The sequence below is a fragment of the Enterocloster bolteae genome (assembly GCF_002234575.2).
Lineage (GTDB): Bacteria > Bacillota > Clostridia > Lachnospirales > Lachnospiraceae > Enterocloster > Enterocloster bolteae.
In genome coordinates, this window is sequence record NZ_CP022464.2 from 5,154,394 (window position 1) to 5,170,127 (window position 15,734).

Annotated in this window: 14 protein-coding genes; 2 read left to right on the plus strand and 12 right to left on the minus strand. The window is 47.8% G+C overall.

All coding sequences use genetic code 11. The annotated features are described in order from the left end of the window. Positions 1 to 5: 5 nt before the first annotated feature. On the minus strand, positions 6 to 941 hold the full coding sequence (locus tag CGC65_RS23715; RefSeq protein WP_002568782.1) for a MaoC/PaaZ C-terminal domain-containing protein: 936 nt from the start codon (positions 939 to 941) through the stop codon (positions 6 to 8). Positions 942 to 1,216: 275 nt separating this feature from the next. Between CGC65_RS23715 and CGC65_RS23720 the strand changes: the two genes are divergently transcribed. Further along, positions 1,217 to 2,383 (plus strand): IS110 family RNA-guided transposase, encoded by a 1,167-nt coding sequence (locus tag CGC65_RS23720; protein WP_039896941.1) that lies wholly within the window; start codon positions 1,217 to 1,219, stop codon positions 2,381 to 2,383. A 149-nt stretch (positions 2,384 to 2,532) separates the two neighbouring features. On the opposite strand, the gene CGC65_RS23725 is transcribed toward CGC65_RS23720, so the two are convergent. The 10 genes from CGC65_RS23725 to CGC65_RS23770 all read right to left on the minus strand — a co-directional run bounded on the left by CGC65_RS23725 (position 2,533) and on the right by CGC65_RS23770 (position 12,560). Next, positions 2,533 to 3,327: a carboxymuconolactone decarboxylase family protein gene (locus CGC65_RS23725; protein WP_002568783.1), complete on the minus strand. Its 795-nt coding sequence runs from the start codon at positions 3,325 to 3,327 to the stop codon at positions 2,533 to 2,535. A 345-nt stretch (positions 3,328 to 3,672) separates the two neighbouring features. Next, positions 3,673 to 4,506 (minus strand): SDR family NAD(P)-dependent oxidoreductase, encoded by an 834-nt coding sequence (locus CGC65_RS23730; RefSeq protein WP_002568784.1) that lies wholly within the window; start codon positions 4,504 to 4,506, stop codon positions 3,673 to 3,675. Positions 4,507 to 4,542: 36 nt separating this feature from the next. Continuing rightward, positions 4,543 to 5,862 carry a GntP family permease gene (locus tag CGC65_RS23735; protein WP_002568785.1) on the minus strand — a complete coding sequence of 440 codons (1,320 nt, stop codon included), beginning with the start codon at positions 5,860 to 5,862 and terminating at the stop codon, positions 4,543 to 4,545. Between the two features lie 37 nt (positions 5,863 to 5,899). Next, positions 5,900 to 6,688: an SDR family NAD(P)-dependent oxidoreductase gene (locus CGC65_RS23740; RefSeq protein ID WP_002568786.1), complete on the minus strand. Its 789-nt coding sequence runs from the start codon at positions 6,686 to 6,688 to the stop codon at positions 5,900 to 5,902. A 26-nt stretch (positions 6,689 to 6,714) separates the two neighbouring features. Next, complete coding sequence (locus tag CGC65_RS23745) at positions 6,715 to 7,533, minus strand: HpcH/HpaI aldolase family protein (protein ID WP_002568787.1); 819 nt, start codon at positions 7,531 to 7,533, stop codon at positions 6,715 to 6,717. Positions 7,534 to 7,550: 17 nt separating this feature from the next. Beyond that, complete coding sequence (locus CGC65_RS23750) at positions 7,551 to 8,150, minus strand: PCC domain-containing protein (protein ID WP_002568788.1); 600 nt, start codon at positions 8,148 to 8,150, stop codon at positions 7,551 to 7,553. A gap of 12 nt (positions 8,151 to 8,162) precedes the next feature. Then, positions 8,163 to 9,389 (minus strand): CaiB/BaiF CoA transferase family protein, encoded by a 1,227-nt coding sequence (locus CGC65_RS23755; RefSeq protein ID WP_002568789.1) that lies wholly within the window; start codon positions 9,387 to 9,389, stop codon positions 8,163 to 8,165. Between the two features lie 163 nt (positions 9,390 to 9,552). Then, positions 9,553 to 10,662, minus strand: coding sequence for a CaiB/BaiF CoA transferase family protein (locus CGC65_RS23760; protein ID WP_002568790.1), 1,110 nt, complete (start codon positions 10,660 to 10,662; stop codon positions 9,553 to 9,555). A gap of 12 nt (positions 10,663 to 10,674) precedes the next feature. Beyond that, a complete protein-coding gene (locus CGC65_RS23765; RefSeq protein WP_002568791.1) occupies positions 10,675 to 11,655 on the minus strand; it encodes an NAD(P)-dependent oxidoreductase in 981 nt (326 codons plus the stop codon). Continuing rightward, positions 11,655 to 12,560: a DUF6282 family protein gene (locus CGC65_RS23770; RefSeq protein ID WP_002568792.1), complete on the minus strand. Its 906-nt coding sequence runs from the start codon at positions 12,558 to 12,560 to the stop codon at positions 11,655 to 11,657. Before CGC65_RS23770 ends, CGC65_RS23765 begins: the two co-directional genes overlap by 1 nt. A gap of 213 nt (positions 12,561 to 12,773) precedes the next feature. Here CGC65_RS23770 and CGC65_RS23775 point away from each other — a divergent pair, with 213 nt between their 5' ends. Next, entirely contained in the window at positions 12,774 to 14,780 is a 2,007-nt protein-coding gene (locus tag CGC65_RS23775) for a sigma-54 interaction domain-containing protein (protein WP_002568793.1), read from the plus strand. On the opposite strand, the gene CGC65_RS23780 is transcribed toward CGC65_RS23775, so the two are convergent. Further along, on the minus strand, positions 14,777 to 15,733 hold the full coding sequence (locus tag CGC65_RS23780; RefSeq protein WP_002568794.1) for a 3-hydroxyacyl-CoA dehydrogenase family protein: 957 nt from the start codon (positions 15,731 to 15,733) through the stop codon (positions 14,777 to 14,779). The two genes, CGC65_RS23775 and CGC65_RS23780, sit on opposite strands and share 4 nt — an antisense overlap. Between the last annotated feature and the right edge of the window lies 1 nt (position 15,734).

The following is a 15,734-nucleotide window of genomic DNA, read 5'->3' on the forward strand; positions in this document are numbered from 1 at the left end:
TATGATTACTTATACTCAAGCAGACAGTTGTCTACGATTGCTTTTCCTGTTTCCTTATTAAGCATCCTGTATATCAGTTTCCCCTCCTCAATCTTCCACGCCTGGAACTTTACATAAGTATCCGGGAATGTCACGCTTCTTAACTGTGTGGCAACATGGGTGACGCGTTCCGGCTGATAGGGGATAACCGCCTGGATTGCCAGCCTTGCTGCAAAACCGGCAGAGCATAGACCAGGCATAAAGGCCCCCTTATATCCGTAACCTTTTCCAACCTCCGGGTCAATGTGGGTGGTGTAGGTATCGCCGGTCAGGCGGTATAAAGCGGCAAGGTTGTCTGCAATGTGATCATCACATTCAAAATCAGGCTCCCTGCCCGGATAATTCATCTTATTGGAAACGTATTTTGGTCTTCCATTATTACCAAATGCAGCGATATAGTGCTGGCTTCTCAATGTACAGACCGGATTGCCCGCAATATCGTACATCTCCATCTTACACTGGTTCACAACACCTTTCTCGCCCCAGTCAAATACCTCCTCTACGCTGTCTTCCGTCAGGATTTTTCCACACAGGGGGTCAATGGGCCTGTGCATGATGAAATCCACACCCATATGAAGCCGGTTAGGGATATAACCATCCAGAGCTTCAATAATCAAATCTCCGGGAATCTCATTAGGAGCGTAAGGTACCCTCCGCTGTGGCTGCATGGTGATTGCATTCAGATAGGCCGTCAGGACAAAGGATGGCAGTGCTTTAAATCCATCCGGGCAGCCTTCCCACACATACGCCAAGTCATCTTTTGTACATCCTACCCCCAGCGCATAAAGGATTACGTCCCTCCACGTATACTCAAAATATCTCGGTCCCATTCCCTTTCCTATGATGGAATCAAAATCCGGGGTTTTACGGGTATGCCAGTCAACTTTTTCAATATTTGCCATAATTATATTTGTATGATGTTGTTAGAAGCAAACACAACATACTTCCTTTCTTTTTCTGTTTCGTGGTTTAATACATTCAGATACTGTGACTTTTGATGTTTTTTTGTAGCCTCGACTACTCGACAGGAGTGTATTGCCATCTCTTTTATCTGAATTGTTTATTAGCTGGATGTTGCCGGAGCGTTTGCTCTGAGTACTTATTTCAATCAAGTCTACGATGATAACTGCTGGTGGATATCACGGTATCAGACTTTATGAAAGGGAGGTACAACCTCATGATTTACGTAGGCATTGATATTGCCAAACTCAACCATTTCGCCGCCGCGATTTCTTCCGACGGCGAAATACTCATCGAGCCGTTCAAATTTTCTAATAACTATGATGGCTTCTATCTACTGCTTTCTCATCTGGCACCACTTGACCAGAACAGTATCATCATAGGTCTTGAATCAACGGCACACTACGGTGACAACCTTGTTCGTTTTCTCATCAGCAAGGGCTTTAAAGTGTGTGTTCTCAACCCTATCCAGACTTCGTTCATGCGTAAAAATAATGTACGCAAAACGAAGACTGATAAAGTCGACACGTTTGTGATTGCTAAAACCCTTATGATGCAGGATTCCCTTCGGTTTATGGCCTTAGAGGATCTGGATTACATTGAGCTCAAAGAGCTCGGTAGATTCCGCCAGAAACTTGTGAAGCAGCGTACACGCTTAAAAATTCAGCTGACTTCCTATGTAGACCAGGCATTCCCGGAACTACAATACTTCTTTAAGTCTGGCTTGCATCAAAACTCTGTCTATGCCGTCCTTAAGGAGGCTCCGACACCCAACGCTATTGCTTCTATGCATTTGACCCATCTTGCTCACACCCTCGAAGTTGCTTCCCACGGCCATTTCGGTAAGGATAAAGCCAGAGAATTAAGAGTTCTCGCACAGAAGTCTGTCGGTGTCAATGACAGTTCTCTATCTATTCAAATAACTCATACCATTGAACAGATCGAGTTACTGGATAGCCAACTTTTTTCTACAGAGCTTGAAATGGCAAATCTTGTCACCTGCCTGCACTCTGTAATTATGACCATTCCCGGAATTGGTGTCGTGAATGGCGGAATGATTCTTGGTGAGATTGGTGATATACACCGATTCTCTAATCCAAAGAAACTGCTTGCATTTGCTGGACTGGATCCGACCGTTTATCAGTCTGGAAACTTCCAGGCTCACAGAACCAGGATGTCCAAAAGAGGATCTAAAGTGCTACGCTATGCCCTCATGAATGCAGCTCACAATGTCGTAAAAAACAATGCTACTTTCAAAGCTTATTATGATGCCAAGAGAGCGGAAGGCCGGACTCATTACAATGCCCTTGGGCACTGTGCTGGCAAACTTGTCAGAGTCATCTGGAAGATGCTCACTGACGAAGTAGCATTCAACCTCGAATAAGAGGTCTGTATACCATAATCGATAGATTTTGAAAAAGGGCTTTTAGGGAGCTTTGTTAAAGTTACCCTTCTTTCTGCGAAACACGGAATTGAAATTTCCACCTAATTTATACTTGACTTTTCATAGCTGGTCTCCTCCTATTGGTATTCTTATTTCTCAGATTTGTTTTGTTCTGCTTCCACTTCCTTCATGGCTTCTTTCAGAATTGGAACGCCCATGGTTACTGCATGGATTCCCAGCGTACTGACAATATGGAGCACATCCATGATTTCATTGATTTCAGCCCCACAGTCCAGCGCCCTTGAAATGTGATACCTGACCTCAGAGGGATGCAGGGTAACCGGCGCCGCATGGACAGCAAGGTAGATTAATTCCTTCTCCTTTGGGGACAGCGGACCATTGTTCCATGGACCTGCTTCAAATTCTGTAAATGTTTCAAAATAGTCCGGGTCCAGCTTTAAAATATTTTCTTTCTCATCTGACCAGTATCCGCCATGTTTGGCAATATAGTCCTTTTTAAGGGCCTTTTGTCTTCCATCCAATTCACTTGCGGCAATGCTGATTCCCCTATGCTGCAGTTCATCCACAAGAATCGGCACGCTCATCCGGTGGGTACTGGCGCCTGCCATACAGGTAATCTCCAATACCTCCAGGATTTCCTTTACATCGATTCCCAGCTGTAGGGCATGCTTCATATGATTTTTAAGTCCACCTGCATTCAAGCATCCGGTCACACTGTCGATTGCAATACAGATAAATTTTCGCATTCTGATGTCAAGGTAATTGCGCTTATCCGGTACAGAGGAATAGCTTGCATACGAAGCCACGATACCTGGATCCAGCTCAAGAATGGTATCCCACATCGCACTCCATTTCCAGGCGCCCCGGGCCTCAATGAACTTCTGTTTTGCGGCCTCCTGGTATTCAGACCATTTTTGTTCCATGATTTTCTTTCTCCCTCCTGCTTATATGTTTGTTACTATTATATAAAGCAATTATCATGCCAATCTGTTTCTACTGGTCTACCACGCCATATTGTTATTTGTTGTGTCATTTCGTCCAAAAAACACACTCTTTCTTCTGAACTGTGTCATTTATACATGTGCCATTTCAACACTGTGTCACAATCATACCTCTTATCTGCAGGATGACGTTCCACCGCAGGCCACTCCAAGAAACGGTATAGTTTGCAGTCCCAAAATGCCAAGTCATGCGCCCTCTTATCTTCATGGTATAATAAATGCCGGCAACCGGAAACGGATGCCGACATTGAAAAACAATTTCAATTATTATAAATAACAGCCACAGTCAACGGAAAGCACTTCTCCATTGATACAACGGGACATGTCGCTGGCCAGGAACAGCACAGCATAAGCTTGATCAATTTCCCACGGATGCACGGAACGTACGGTACGTGTATTGCGTACCTCATTCATGACTCCCTCGGCCAGGGTCTGAGGACCGCCGTCATCATGAGCATAGGCGGTAGGGCTAGGAGTATGTCCGGGAGCAACCGCATTACAGCGGACACCGGTACCGGTACAGCGGATTGCAACGTTCTTGGTCAGGGTATTCAAACCGCCCTTTGTTGCACAATATGCAGCGCCGCACATGGGGCGGATACCGTTAACAGAAGAAATGTTGATGATATTCCCGCTATCCTTTTTCAGGAAATATCTTACTGCTTCACGGCACAGGTACAGCGGTCCCTTCATGTTGGTATCCACTACCTGATCAATGACCTCATCACTGACCGCATCAATGGTAATGAGTTCTCCTTTGCCGGCATTGTTAATCAGCACATCAATGTCACCATATGCCTCTAGGGCTTTTTCAAATACCTTCTTACATTCCTCGGGTCTAGATGAATCCGCAGTAATTCCGGTAATATCACCACCAGTCTTCTCTTTGATATCGGCAATGGCTGCGTCCAGCTTTTCCTTCCCGCGTGCAGTCACAAATACCTTTGCCCCTTGCTCAACCATTAATTGTGCCATTTTTTTGCCCATGCCGTAGCTTGCGCCGGTTACAATCACAACCTTTCCATCCATCATCTTATTAAAGTTCCGGATGGTGAAATCCTCCTCATAGCGGCATGTTTCGTCAATACGATGTTCTGACATATTTTGTTCCTCCTTGAAATATTATTATTTTTATGTTTAAATTCCAGTAGCCACACAGATAGTTGTTGCTACAATAGTTACAAAAAGCGGAATCACAACTGATGTTGCAAAGCTGTGACGGTATGCATTCTTATGGGTCAGCCCCAGCAGGTCATACACCAGGAACAGGCCGGAAGAATGAGGCAGCGTATCCAGGGAACCGGATGCAATGGCTACCAGCCTGTGGAGTACTGGAAGATTTGCACCGGAAGCCAGAAAGGTAGGCGCCATGGTCTCATACATGATGCGCTGTCCGGAAGACGAGCCGCCCGCGATGGCACAAACAATACAGGTCACAACCACTGCAAGCAACAGCGGGTTCATATTCAGTCCCAACGCCCAATCTATAATGTTCTGATAGGCCGGCGTGGCTTTTACAACTGCGCCAAAACCAAGGATTGCCGCAATCCCTCCGATGGAAGTCACACCACTGGTCATTCCTTCCGTAAAAAGCTTCAACCATTTTACCTTTCCGAAAAACCGATCCGCATTCAGGACAATGACCATGATGCTGCCAACTACCATTGCAGCCACTGCAATCAATGTGGCATTGATACCCTTATGGCTGCCAACAATAATGATAAGGATGAGACTGACGATTGTCAGAAATCCTTTCCAGGCCGCCGGCAGCTGGCTGGCATCAACTTCATAGTTCTTCGGGTCCACATTGGCGGGATAACTCCATTCCTCCTTACGCTCACGGGCCTTCTTAGATGCCCATTCCCCATAAAGCGCACACATTACAAACATTGCAATACCACAGGTAATACCCATGATGGGGGCCGCATTCAAGCTGGTTCCCAGATATTCTGTGGCCACCAGGTTGGATAACTGCGGCGACCCCGGCAGACAGGTCATGGAAAAGGTAGAGGAACCCGCACTGAAACATATGACCGTCAGATGTCTGGGCAGGTTGGCTTTCTTTAACATAGTATACAGGATTGGCGCTGCTGCGTAAATCACCACAAATAAGCTGATGCCGCCGTAGGTCAGGATACCCACAATCACGATACCCACCAGCACCACATGTCCAATCCCAAACCACTCCGTAAACTTATTTCCAATTGCAGTGGCACAGCCGGATATATCCATTAGTTTTGCATAAAAAGCTGAACTTACAAAAAGAAGCATATAGCTGGTAAACGCACTTGCATATCCCGGCACAAAGCTGCCGGTAAATGTTTCATAGACCGGCATATGGTTAAAAATCACGGCAATCAATGCGCCTGCCATTGCTAACGGCAGTGCTCCCAGCCCTTTATAAGCAAAAACCATCAGAAAGATGATTGCCAGAATAAGTCCTATAACTCCTAACATCTCTTAATCCCCCAATTATTGTTTTTTTAACACATGGTCAACGTCTCTGCTGCCACGCGGTGTCACAGTCCTGAGCCAGGAACTTACCGCCGCTGCACTCCAGCACCACACCGTCTATATAGGAAGACATGTCTGATGCAAGGAAGAGCGCCACATTTGCTACCTCCTCCGGCTCCCCTGCCCTGTGCAGCGCAAAGTTCTTTGCCACGCGCTTTACATCCTCCTCGGTCCGTCCTGCCGCTGCCTGCATGGCCGTGTTGATGCTTCCTGGCGCCACCGCGTTTACACGGATTCCAAAAGGAGCAAATTCCGCGGCAGACATCCTGGTCAGGCCATTAATCCCATATTTGCTGGTACAGTATGCACTCCGGTACATAGGAGGCATCAGTCCGCCAAAGGAAGCCACGTTCACGATTACCCCGCCTCCCTGCTCCTTCATGACACGTCCCGCGGCCTGGGTTCCCACAAAGTAGGAATTCAGGTTGGTATTCATGATCCGGTTCCACTCCTCCAGTTCCAGTTCCAGTATGGATTTCACAACCGTTGTGGCCGTATTGTTAATCCAGATATCGATACGTCCCAAATCGTTCTTTACCTCTTCCACAAAAGCATAGAGCCTGTTGGAATCACTGACATCCACACTTCTTACATAAAGGTCAAACCCCTTCTCCTGAAATTCAGCCTTTGCTTTGTCAAGCTTTTCCTGGGACCTGGAACAGATGGCAACCCGGCATCCTTCTTTTGCAAACGCTTCAGCCATGGCATAACCAATTCCTTCGGAACCACCGGTGATTGCCACGACTTTTCCTGCTAAATTTAAATCCATACTTCCCTCCTCTAAGATTTTTGTCCTTATTTTTTTATATCAAGAGCCAGGCACGGGCCGACAATATTCCCAAATGCTGCCGCCAGCGTCAATTGGTCGGTATTTAATACCACGGCGGAGCACCCTTCCTCAATCACCTTTTTCACATCGGCGGCCGTCTGCCCTGCGGGTCCGGCGGACGGACAGGCCATAAAACCGATATTCCTTGCCCGGCAGCGTTCCATAACTTTTAAATAGGCCTCGTTTACCTCAGAAGTAAAGGTTCCATCCGCGTTCAGAGAGCCACAGGCCTGTCCATAATCTGCCTTCCCAAACATCACCATGTCCCGTCCTGGCTTTAACTCATCCAGGATCTCATCCAGGTGTCCAATTGCTTCCGGGTCCTCAATCATGGGTACAAATACCAGTTCCTGTACATGGTCTAAGTATTTCATCCAGTTCTTTGCCTCAAATCCGTCTGCATGGTTGGACCTGCAGCAGCTGGCATTGCCATATGGCGGATATCTGAGGGCCTCCTGAGCCATCCTGCATTCTGCCCCGCTGCGGATATGGGGCACCAGGACACCGCGGGCGCCCATCTCCATGTAATTTCTCATAAGATATGGAATCAGCTCCGGGACACGGACAAAGGGCACTACCTGATTCAGCTCCGCTGCCAGAATCAGTTTTTCCGTTGTCTCCCGCTCCATTCCTGTATGCTCATTGTCAATGACCACAAAATCAAAGCCCACGGTCCCGGCAATGTCCAGTACAGCAGTATCCCTTAAATAGTTAAAAAATCCCACAGGCGCTTTTCCTGCACTGACCTTTTCCAGAAAAGGATTTTTTTCAAATAAATCGCGCATATCCTACCTCCCACAAATCATTCATCAACCCGTACAAGATTCTGATAAAAACCAATCTTATGGTCGATGGTTGCCTGCAATTCCACACCGCTGATTTTTGCTATGATTACCGTAAAATGGGAAGGCTTGCTGGGATCGCCGGATGCCACCCTGGTACCCGGCATCAGATGTCCGCATACCGTATAATCTGCATTGCTGGCCACACAATGTGCATGGATATAGGGAGTTCCCGGTCCATACTCGCAGCCGACCATGGGCCATTTGTCCACCGGTCCTTCCCAGAGCCCGGGAATTGTCGGGAACATCCTCTCAACCACCGTGTCCGGAGTATCCCCCTCTGCGAGATTACACACCGTAGTGCCAATGGTGCCCTGCAGGCTGATCTCACATTTTCCATGCATGGTCCCGATGGATACATTTGTGGGACACAGTTTCGGGTTGATTGGGAAATGCTGATATGTAAAATCAACCGCGCTTCCGCTGCCGTCCAGAATAATGCCGGTCCTGATATCCTTCTCCCGGCAGATATCGTATAAGGCTTTCAGGATATCCTCACCAGGCTCAAATCTGGCGAAAACCACTTCCTCTATCTTTCCGCTTTCAATTAATCTTGCCATAATGCAATCTCCTTACTTTGATTTAGAATAAATTGCCTTCTGGGCCTCTGCCGCCTTCTCCAGCACAGGGTCAAAAAGCCGGTGCAGTGTCTCCTGGTCCGCAACCTCGCCAAGCACTTCAAAGGTATTCTCCCCCAGCTCTGCCGCCGTATAATCTGTTTCTCGCTCCAGATCGCTCATCAGAATTGGGTTGCCAGGCACGCGAAAGGTAACCCCATTGGCATAATTTGCATTCACGATTGTTCTGCGGTGCCGGACCTGGGGATGGTTTGCGACCGCTTCAAAATCATTAATTCTGCCATAAACACATTTCCCTTTAAACAGCATGTCAGCCACCTCATCGCTGTCGTACCGGCTGAATACCCGGTTCACCTCTGCGTCGATAGCCTTATAATCCGCCGCCCTCTGTGTCATGGTTGCCCATCCTTCATTGGCATACCACTGCGGCTGGTTCAATGCCTCGCAGAATGTCTTCCACTGCGCATCCGTTCCAACGGTAATCATCAGGGATTTTCCGTCCTTGCATTTATAGGCGCCAATAGGTGCGCTGGACGCGTAGCTGTTGCCCATGGGCCTCGGTACCTTACCCGTCATCAGGTAGGAACTGAACTGATTTTCCAGGCAGAAAATCAGGGAGTCCATCATTGACACATCCACCCTACGACCATGTCCAGTTTTCTGTGCTTCCAAAATTCCCATCAGCGTGCCGATGCACGCCATCAGTCCTCCGGAGTAATCCGCAATGGAACCCCCGCTCTTTACCGGTTCCCCGCCCTCAGGGCCGGTGATGCTCATCATGCCGGATTCTGCCTGCACGGTCTGGTCAAAGGCAGCGTGGGATGCATATGGTCCGTCCTGTCCGTAACCGGATATTGAGGTAAATACAATTCCAGGATTGATTTCTTTCAGTACTTCATAATTAATCCCAAATTTTTCCATGGTGCCCGGTTTATAATTTTCTATCACGGCGTCAGCCGTCTTCACCAGCTCCAAAAACAGTTTTTTATGCGCCTCATCTTTCATATTCAATACAATACTCTTTTTGCCTCTGTTACGGGTGGCAAAATGACTGCTCACTTCATGGTCGATGATATTACCGTAACGTGTGTTATCGCCAATGGGTGGGTTTTCGATTTTAATCACTTCCGCGCCAAAATCTGATAATAACAGGGTGCACATGGGGCCGGACATAAACTGGCTGAAATCCAAAATCCGAAAACCTTCTAACGGTTTACTCATATTTTCGTCTCCTTTTATTGTTTATTTACGTTCAAGTATCAGTGGAACCTACGCTTATATATAATGCAAGTTTCATGCCAAAAATTTAAGTCCGTTTAAAACGTTTTTGCTGTGCTTTTTATTGGTTCCTATCTTTCGGCACACTATTTTGTGTCAAAAGCAGTTAATCTACGGCACAATCGTGACACATCATTGTGTCATTCACCACTGTGCCAGCGTTCTTCTCACCATCCATAACAAGCGGATTGGACGGCACTGTCATTTTCGTCCCATCCGGGGCCGTTATTTCGATAAACATGTGCCTGGCCTGAACCTGTTCATGCCTTGCTACCTCTTTAAAATCATTTATCCGGCCATATATACATTTTTGGGTCTGCAGCCGCTTCATCCATTCCCCGCTGGTATATTCTGCAAACGCAGTCGATACCTCTTTTTCAAGCATATGGTGATTTTTCAGGCGTGCTCCCACATTCCGATAATCCGGATTTTCCAGCCATTCCGGATGTCCCATAACATCTGCGAAATTTTCCCACTGTGCCCCTGTAGCAACCGATATCATGATTTTTTTTCCATCCCTGCACGTAAAATCCCCAACAGGGGCGGAAAGCGCGTAATGATTCCCAAGCCGCTCCGGAATATGCTCCGATTTCAGATATACACTGAACTGGTTTTCCAGGCCGTATAGAACCGAATCCATCATTGATACGTCAACCCGCCTTCCCCTGCCGGTGCGCTGTGCGTCGATGAGCGCCATAAGCGTCCCGATGCAGGCATTAGCCCCTGCGGCAAATGTGGCAAAATCACTCCCGCTGCGCACAGGGTCTCCATGTTCCGGGCCCGTGATTGACATGAAGCCTGATTCCGCCTGGATTGTGGCCTCATCATACAAACGTCCATTCCCATAAGGACCTGTCTGTCCATAACCGGTTACAGATGTATATACCATTCCTGGATTTCTGCTGCACAATGTGTCAACATCCAGATTCCACTGTGACATCCGGATATCTGGCACAGATGTCACAACCGCATCAACCCGGGTAAGCAGTTTCTCCAGCCATTTTCTGTCGTCCGGCTCATCCGGTCGGAAACGGACTCTCATTTTTCCTCTGTCACAGACACGATAGTCCTGACTGTTTTCTTCCTTCTCTTCCTTCGGGAACTCCAGGCGGATTACCTCCGCTCCATAATCAGAAAGCAGAAGAGCGGCTATCCCTTCTGCTTCTGTGGTTCCCATCTCCACGATTCTTATTCCATCCAATGGTTTCAGGGCCATAATCTGTCCTCTTTATTTTTCATTATCAATACCGCAAAGTTCTACCTTCGCCCACCGCTCATACAGTTTCTGCACCTGAATACAATCCGCGTCATCCCCTTCTTCCGCTTTGGGGATTGCCAGTATCTGCGCCGTAAGATTGCCGAACAGGGAGGGGATTCCCATATCCTTGCTTGCGGAATTAAACAAACCCACATCCTTGCTCATCAACCCTAAGGAAAAATTCCAGTTTTTTCCCGGAAACACAATATTGGGGAATTTCATGGTTGCCGCATGGTTGGTTCCTCCACTGGTGCCAATTACCTGTACCGCCAAATGCGGATCGATACCGGCTTTGGCGCATACCGCGACCGCCTCCGTTGTCGCGGCCGCGCAACAGGCCGAAAGAAAATTATTTGCACATTTAATCATATCGCCGGAACCGTTGGGCCCCATGTAGGTCACCTTATCCGGAGCCCCCATCACATCCAGCACCGGCTTTACCGCAAGGAATGTGTCCTCTTTGCCGCCGCACATGATTGTCAATGTCTGTGCCGCCGCGCCGGAGGTTCCTCCGCTCACCGGGGCATCTAACAGCTCTATCCCCTTTTTTTCAAGGAGCGCGGCAAGCTTTTTCGTGCTGACCGCATCTGCCGAGGTCATATCAATGATTATGGTTCCCGGCTTACACACCTCCATAACACCATCCTTACCCAGCACCACCTCTTCCACCTGCTGGGATTTTGGCAGTGAAAACACTAAAATGTCACTGTTTTCCAGAAGCTCTCTCTGGGAAGCAGCGGCAATACCTCCATTTCCCAGCATCCAGTCGATTGCCTCTGTCTTTGATTTTTCGTCCGGAACCAACCCTGAAAATCCGTGCCTCTGCGCACTCTTCCTTCTATATACTGGCAGATATACCGTATATCCACTTTTTACCAGTCCATGGCAGATTGGAAATCCAATAGCTCCCCAGCCCAAAAATCCAAACTTTTTATCTTTTAAATCACTCATCACTGTTCCTCCTGTCCTTCCTCCATCCCCAGCAATTTCGCCGGGTTCTTTTTACTCATTGCTTCCACCTCTGCCGGTGTGCACCCAAACTGAATCATCATTGCTATAAAGTGGCGCATGCCATCGGCGGGCGTCATGTCCCATACCTGTGCCAGATCTGTTCCCATGATACACCTGTCAGCGCCAACCAGTTTCACGCAATCAACATAATCGCTAGGATCCATGCTCCCCAGACGAGGCATCAAGGTTCCGTATACATGTTCAATATACACGCCCTTAGCCGCCAGTTCCTGAATCTGATCCAGGGTAAAGCGGCTCAGCTCTGCCAGCGGATGGGTGGCAACCATCTTCGTGATCCCCTTCTGTATTGCCGCGTCAAACATCTTTGTACTTTCTTCATAGGACATATGGCCGGAGCATACAACCATGTCATACTGCTTCACCAGCTCCAATATATCAAGTACCTCGTCCTTTAATATCCCATCCTTCTTAAGGATGCTGATACCTCCCTCTTTCCCCAGATAGGACCGGCACCATTTTGAATCCATAGCCGGAAACCACACAACCTTACATCCGATTTTGGCCATGGCTTCAATCGTCTCTGACGCGTGGGACAGGCCGCCGGTTGTGGTGTAGCCAATCACAACACTGCCGAATACGCGAAGGCCGGATGTCAGGTTCTTTTCGATTAAATATGCATCGGACACTGTATTATAGGAAAAACTTTTTAGTACAATTCCTCCCATTTTGGAGCGCTCCGCCATTTGCGCCGCCTGTATGCTGTCGACCGGCCTTTCTGCAAGCGGATCCGGTCCCGGATGTATATGCATATCAATACTGCCTTTCCAGATATCATCAATTACATTTACATCAATCCTTCCAAGTGGTTTATTGCGCACTGCCATTATCTCTTCCTCCTTTTAAACTCCGGCTTCCCTCTTACAAAGCCTATACTTTTATAACATGCAACTTTCATGCCAACTTTTTTGTGCCATTTTCCCCCATTTTCCTTAAAACCCAAAGTCAACGTGTCATTTTTCTTTTAAATGGCACACATGTGTGTTATACTTAATGATATTATAACGTAAATGACACATTTTTGTACAGGAGTGACCCCTATGCCAAACGAAAATTTCGACTATGTTCCTTATGAGACACTTAGTATTGAGCGGAAGAAGCTCTCCCGCCTGTATACCTTTATCTGGCGTTACATCGGCAAGACCATATCCATAAGCCACGGAAGCCGTTACGCCATGGGATTATTCTCCCGCGACGGACTTCTCCTGGACCTCTTTGCACATGAGAATTATACCCTGGAACGCTTCATGAATGATGGGATCCGGGCAGGAAGCAACTGGGTGAACATCGGTTATAATGCTGTCCGGCAGGGAATCATTGGACGTGAAAGCCTGTGTACCATCGGTGAGGAAAATGAATTTCCCCTATTAAAAAAGTATGCCGTTTACTATGCCCCTATCAGCATCCTAAGTCCTTATGAACCTTATGACCAGATGGAGGAATGCGGTCTTGGGATTATTGCTTCTCTGGACAATGCATGGGACGATTATCTGACCATGATCCGAGGAACAGCCCATGATATGATGATAACACTGCAGTTTAACAACATTGCAACCATGTATTACGAGCGCAGCGGCAAGGGCATTCTTTCCATTGATAACATGATGAGCACCTCCGGGCGCAATCTTGCCACCTACTATAATGATGAACTTTTTAAAGTCCTTGAGACTCCGCCCATCAATATATACTATGAACCGGCGGAAAATCTCATCGATCCCCTGCCGGCCAACAAAGAACTCTGGGACATCGTACAGAACCACCGCACCATTGCAAACCAGCCTTTGGAGGTGACCTGCAATGGAAAGACCGTGGAAGTCATCGCTTCGACTGATGCCTTCAACCAGCCTATGATTAATGCCCATGGCGTTGTCTTTTACTTTACAACTCCCCAGAAGATGACCGCTGAGCTTTCCAGACAGGTGGCAAATGGTGCAATCAAGACCTTCCATGATATCATTGGAGAAAATGCCGATTTGAAAAAACTGATTCAGAAAGCTCAGCGCATGGCGCAAACCAACAGTAATATCATGATTCTCGGAGAAAGCGGAACCGGCAAAGATGTATTTGCCCAGGCTATTCATAACGCAAGCGCACGGCGCGAGAAACCGTTCATTGCCCTAAACTGCGGCGCTCTTCCCCGTGACCTGGTAGAAAGTGAACTGTTTGGCTATGAGACCGGAGCGTTTACCGGCGCCCGCAAGAACGGCAATATCGGAAAATTTGAGCTTGCCAACGGAGGCACCATTTTTCTGGATGAAATCGGGGAAATGCCATTGGAACTGCAGGCAAAACTGCTTCGGGTAACCGAAACCAAGCAGCTGATGCGCCTGGGCAGCTCTAAGAATATACGTGTGGACGTCCGTATCATTGCCGCAACAAATGCCAATATTGACGACATGATTGCACAAAAGCTTTTCCGTGCAGACTTATATTACCGTCTCAGTACCATGAAGCTGTATCTCATGCCGCTGCGGGAACGGCGCGATGACATAGTTCCTCTTGCCGAACATTTTATCCGGAGCATCTCCAGACGGATTGATAAACCAAACATCATGCGTTTTTCAGAAAACGCAAAGGAACTTCTTCAGCAAATGGACTGGTTTGGCAACGTCCGCGAGCTGCAGAACCTGATAGAGTGCATTGTGCAGTTATATCCCGGAGACATCATTCTCCCGGAATATATCCTGGACAATGTATCAGAGCGGTACTATCCCAAGAACGCGTTAAAGAATATCAGCTCCGTCTCCGCGCTCCGGGAAGCATTTCCGAAGGAGGATACCGCTGCTGCCGTCCCTTGGAGTACCGGCGCACCCTCTGTCCCGTTGCCTGAGGCGGCTTTCAATATTCCTTCGGGTACCGAAGCGCCGCTGGATCCGTCCAATCCGCGGCATCCCAAAAGCGGGAAACGCAAAGTAATTACAAAAGAGGACATATATGAGGCGCTGGCTGCCTGCAGCAACAACCGTACCGCAGCCAGCCAGTACCTGGAAATATCCCGGCGGACCTTCTACCGAAAATTGGAAGAATTCGGAATTGAAACTGATTAACCACGTTTATTTACTTCCTGTATGGCGGCCAGCATTTTCATTATCTTTGAATCCCGGTCCCTTCTGGCCGCCTTTTCATCATCGTAACGGTAAAATCCCTCGCCGGATTTTACGCCCAGCTTTCCTTCCTGTACCATTTTGTGCAGCAATTTTGGACACTCGGTGTCGGAACAGAGAACCGGAGGCAAAAGCGTGGCTAAACGTTCATAAATGTCAATACCTGCAAAATCACTCAGCCCAAACGGTCCCTCAAACGTATAACGCGGGCCGAAGGTAGATGTGACAGCTTTATCAATGTCTTCCGGTGTCGCCACCCCTGACTCCACAAGGTGGGCCGCCTCGCGGAACACGGACAGCGTGATTCTGTTCAGAATAAATCCGGGAATACATTTATTCAGCACAGCAACCTGTTTGCCCGTATCCTCCAAAAAGTGTTTTGTTGCCCCCGCCACCTCATCTGAAGTCTCAGGTCCCCGTACAAGTTCTACCAGCGGCATCACATGGGCAGGATTAAAAAAATGGGTGATGACCAGGCGTTCCGGATGGGATACCTCCAAAAAGCTAAAAATATCCATGGTTGATGTATCACTGGACAGAATTACATCCTTGTCACAGTATTCATCTAATTGGGTAAAAATGTTTTTTTTGACCTCCTCTGACTCAGCCAGGTTTTCAATTACAATATCAGCCTGTTCCACAGAACCCTTCAGGTCACTGCTTCCCGCAATCCGGTTCATGATGTCCGGAATATCCCCTGCTTTCATCTGCCCCAGCGATACCAGCGTCTGAAGGTTATTTTCCATCTGAACCAACGCATTCGCTAAATTTGACGGGGTCCGGTTATACAGGAATACCTGATGGCTGTTCATAGCCATAAACTGTGCTATGCACTGTCCCATGCTTCCCGCTCCAAGTACTGCTACCTTCCACTGCGATACATCCTGATTTCTCATA

Excerpts from the sequence above, each read along its gene's own strand:
- CGC65_RS23750 (WP_002568788.1), bottom strand. The coding sequence starts at position 8,150 with ATGGCAAGATTAATTGAAAGCGGAAAGATAGAGGAAGTGGTTTTCGCC.
- CGC65_RS23730 (WP_002568784.1), bottom strand. The coding sequence starts at position 4,506 with ATGTCAGAACATCGTATTGACGAAACATGCCGCTATGAGGAGGATTTC.
- CGC65_RS23755 (WP_002568789.1), bottom strand. The coding sequence starts at position 9,389 with ATGAGTAAACCGTTAGAAGGTTTTCGGATTTTGGATTTCAGCCAGTTT.
- CGC65_RS23775 (WP_002568793.1), top strand. The coding sequence starts at position 12,774 with ATGCCAAACGAAAATTTCGACTATGTTCCTTATGAGACACTTAGTATT.
- CGC65_RS23720 (WP_039896941.1), top strand. The coding sequence starts at position 1,217 with ATGATTTACGTAGGCATTGATATTGCCAAACTCAACCATTTCGCCGCC.
- CGC65_RS23745 (WP_002568787.1), bottom strand. The coding sequence starts at position 7,533 with ATGCGCGATTTATTTGAAAAAAATCCTTTTCTGGAAAAGGTCAGTGCA.
- CGC65_RS23715 (WP_002568782.1), bottom strand. The coding sequence starts at position 941 with ATGGCAAATATTGAAAAAGTTGACTGGCATACCCGTAAAACCCCGGAT.
- CGC65_RS23765 (WP_002568791.1), bottom strand. The coding sequence starts at position 11,655 with ATGAGTGATTTAAAAGATAAAAAGTTTGGATTTTTGGGCTGGGGAGCT.
- CGC65_RS23760 (WP_002568790.1), bottom strand. The coding sequence starts at position 10,662 with ATGGCCCTGAAACCATTGGATGGAATAAGAATCGTGGAGATGGGAACC.
- CGC65_RS23740 (WP_002568786.1), bottom strand. The coding sequence starts at position 6,688 with ATGGATTTAAATTTAGCAGGAAAAGTCGTGGCAATCACCGGTGGTTCC.
- CGC65_RS23735 (WP_002568785.1), bottom strand. The coding sequence starts at position 5,862 with ATGTTAGGAGTTATAGGACTTATTCTGGCAATCATCTTTCTGATGGTT.
- CGC65_RS23780 (WP_002568794.1), bottom strand. The coding sequence starts at position 15,733 with ATGAGAAATCAGGATGTATCGCAGTGGAAGGTAGCAGTACTTGGAGCG.
- CGC65_RS23770 (WP_002568792.1), bottom strand. The coding sequence starts at position 12,560 with ATGGCAGTGCGCAATAAACCACTTGGAAGGATTGATGTAAATGTAATT.
- CGC65_RS23725 (WP_002568783.1), bottom strand. The coding sequence starts at position 3,327 with ATGGAACAAAAATGGTCTGAATACCAGGAGGCCGCAAAACAGAAGTTC.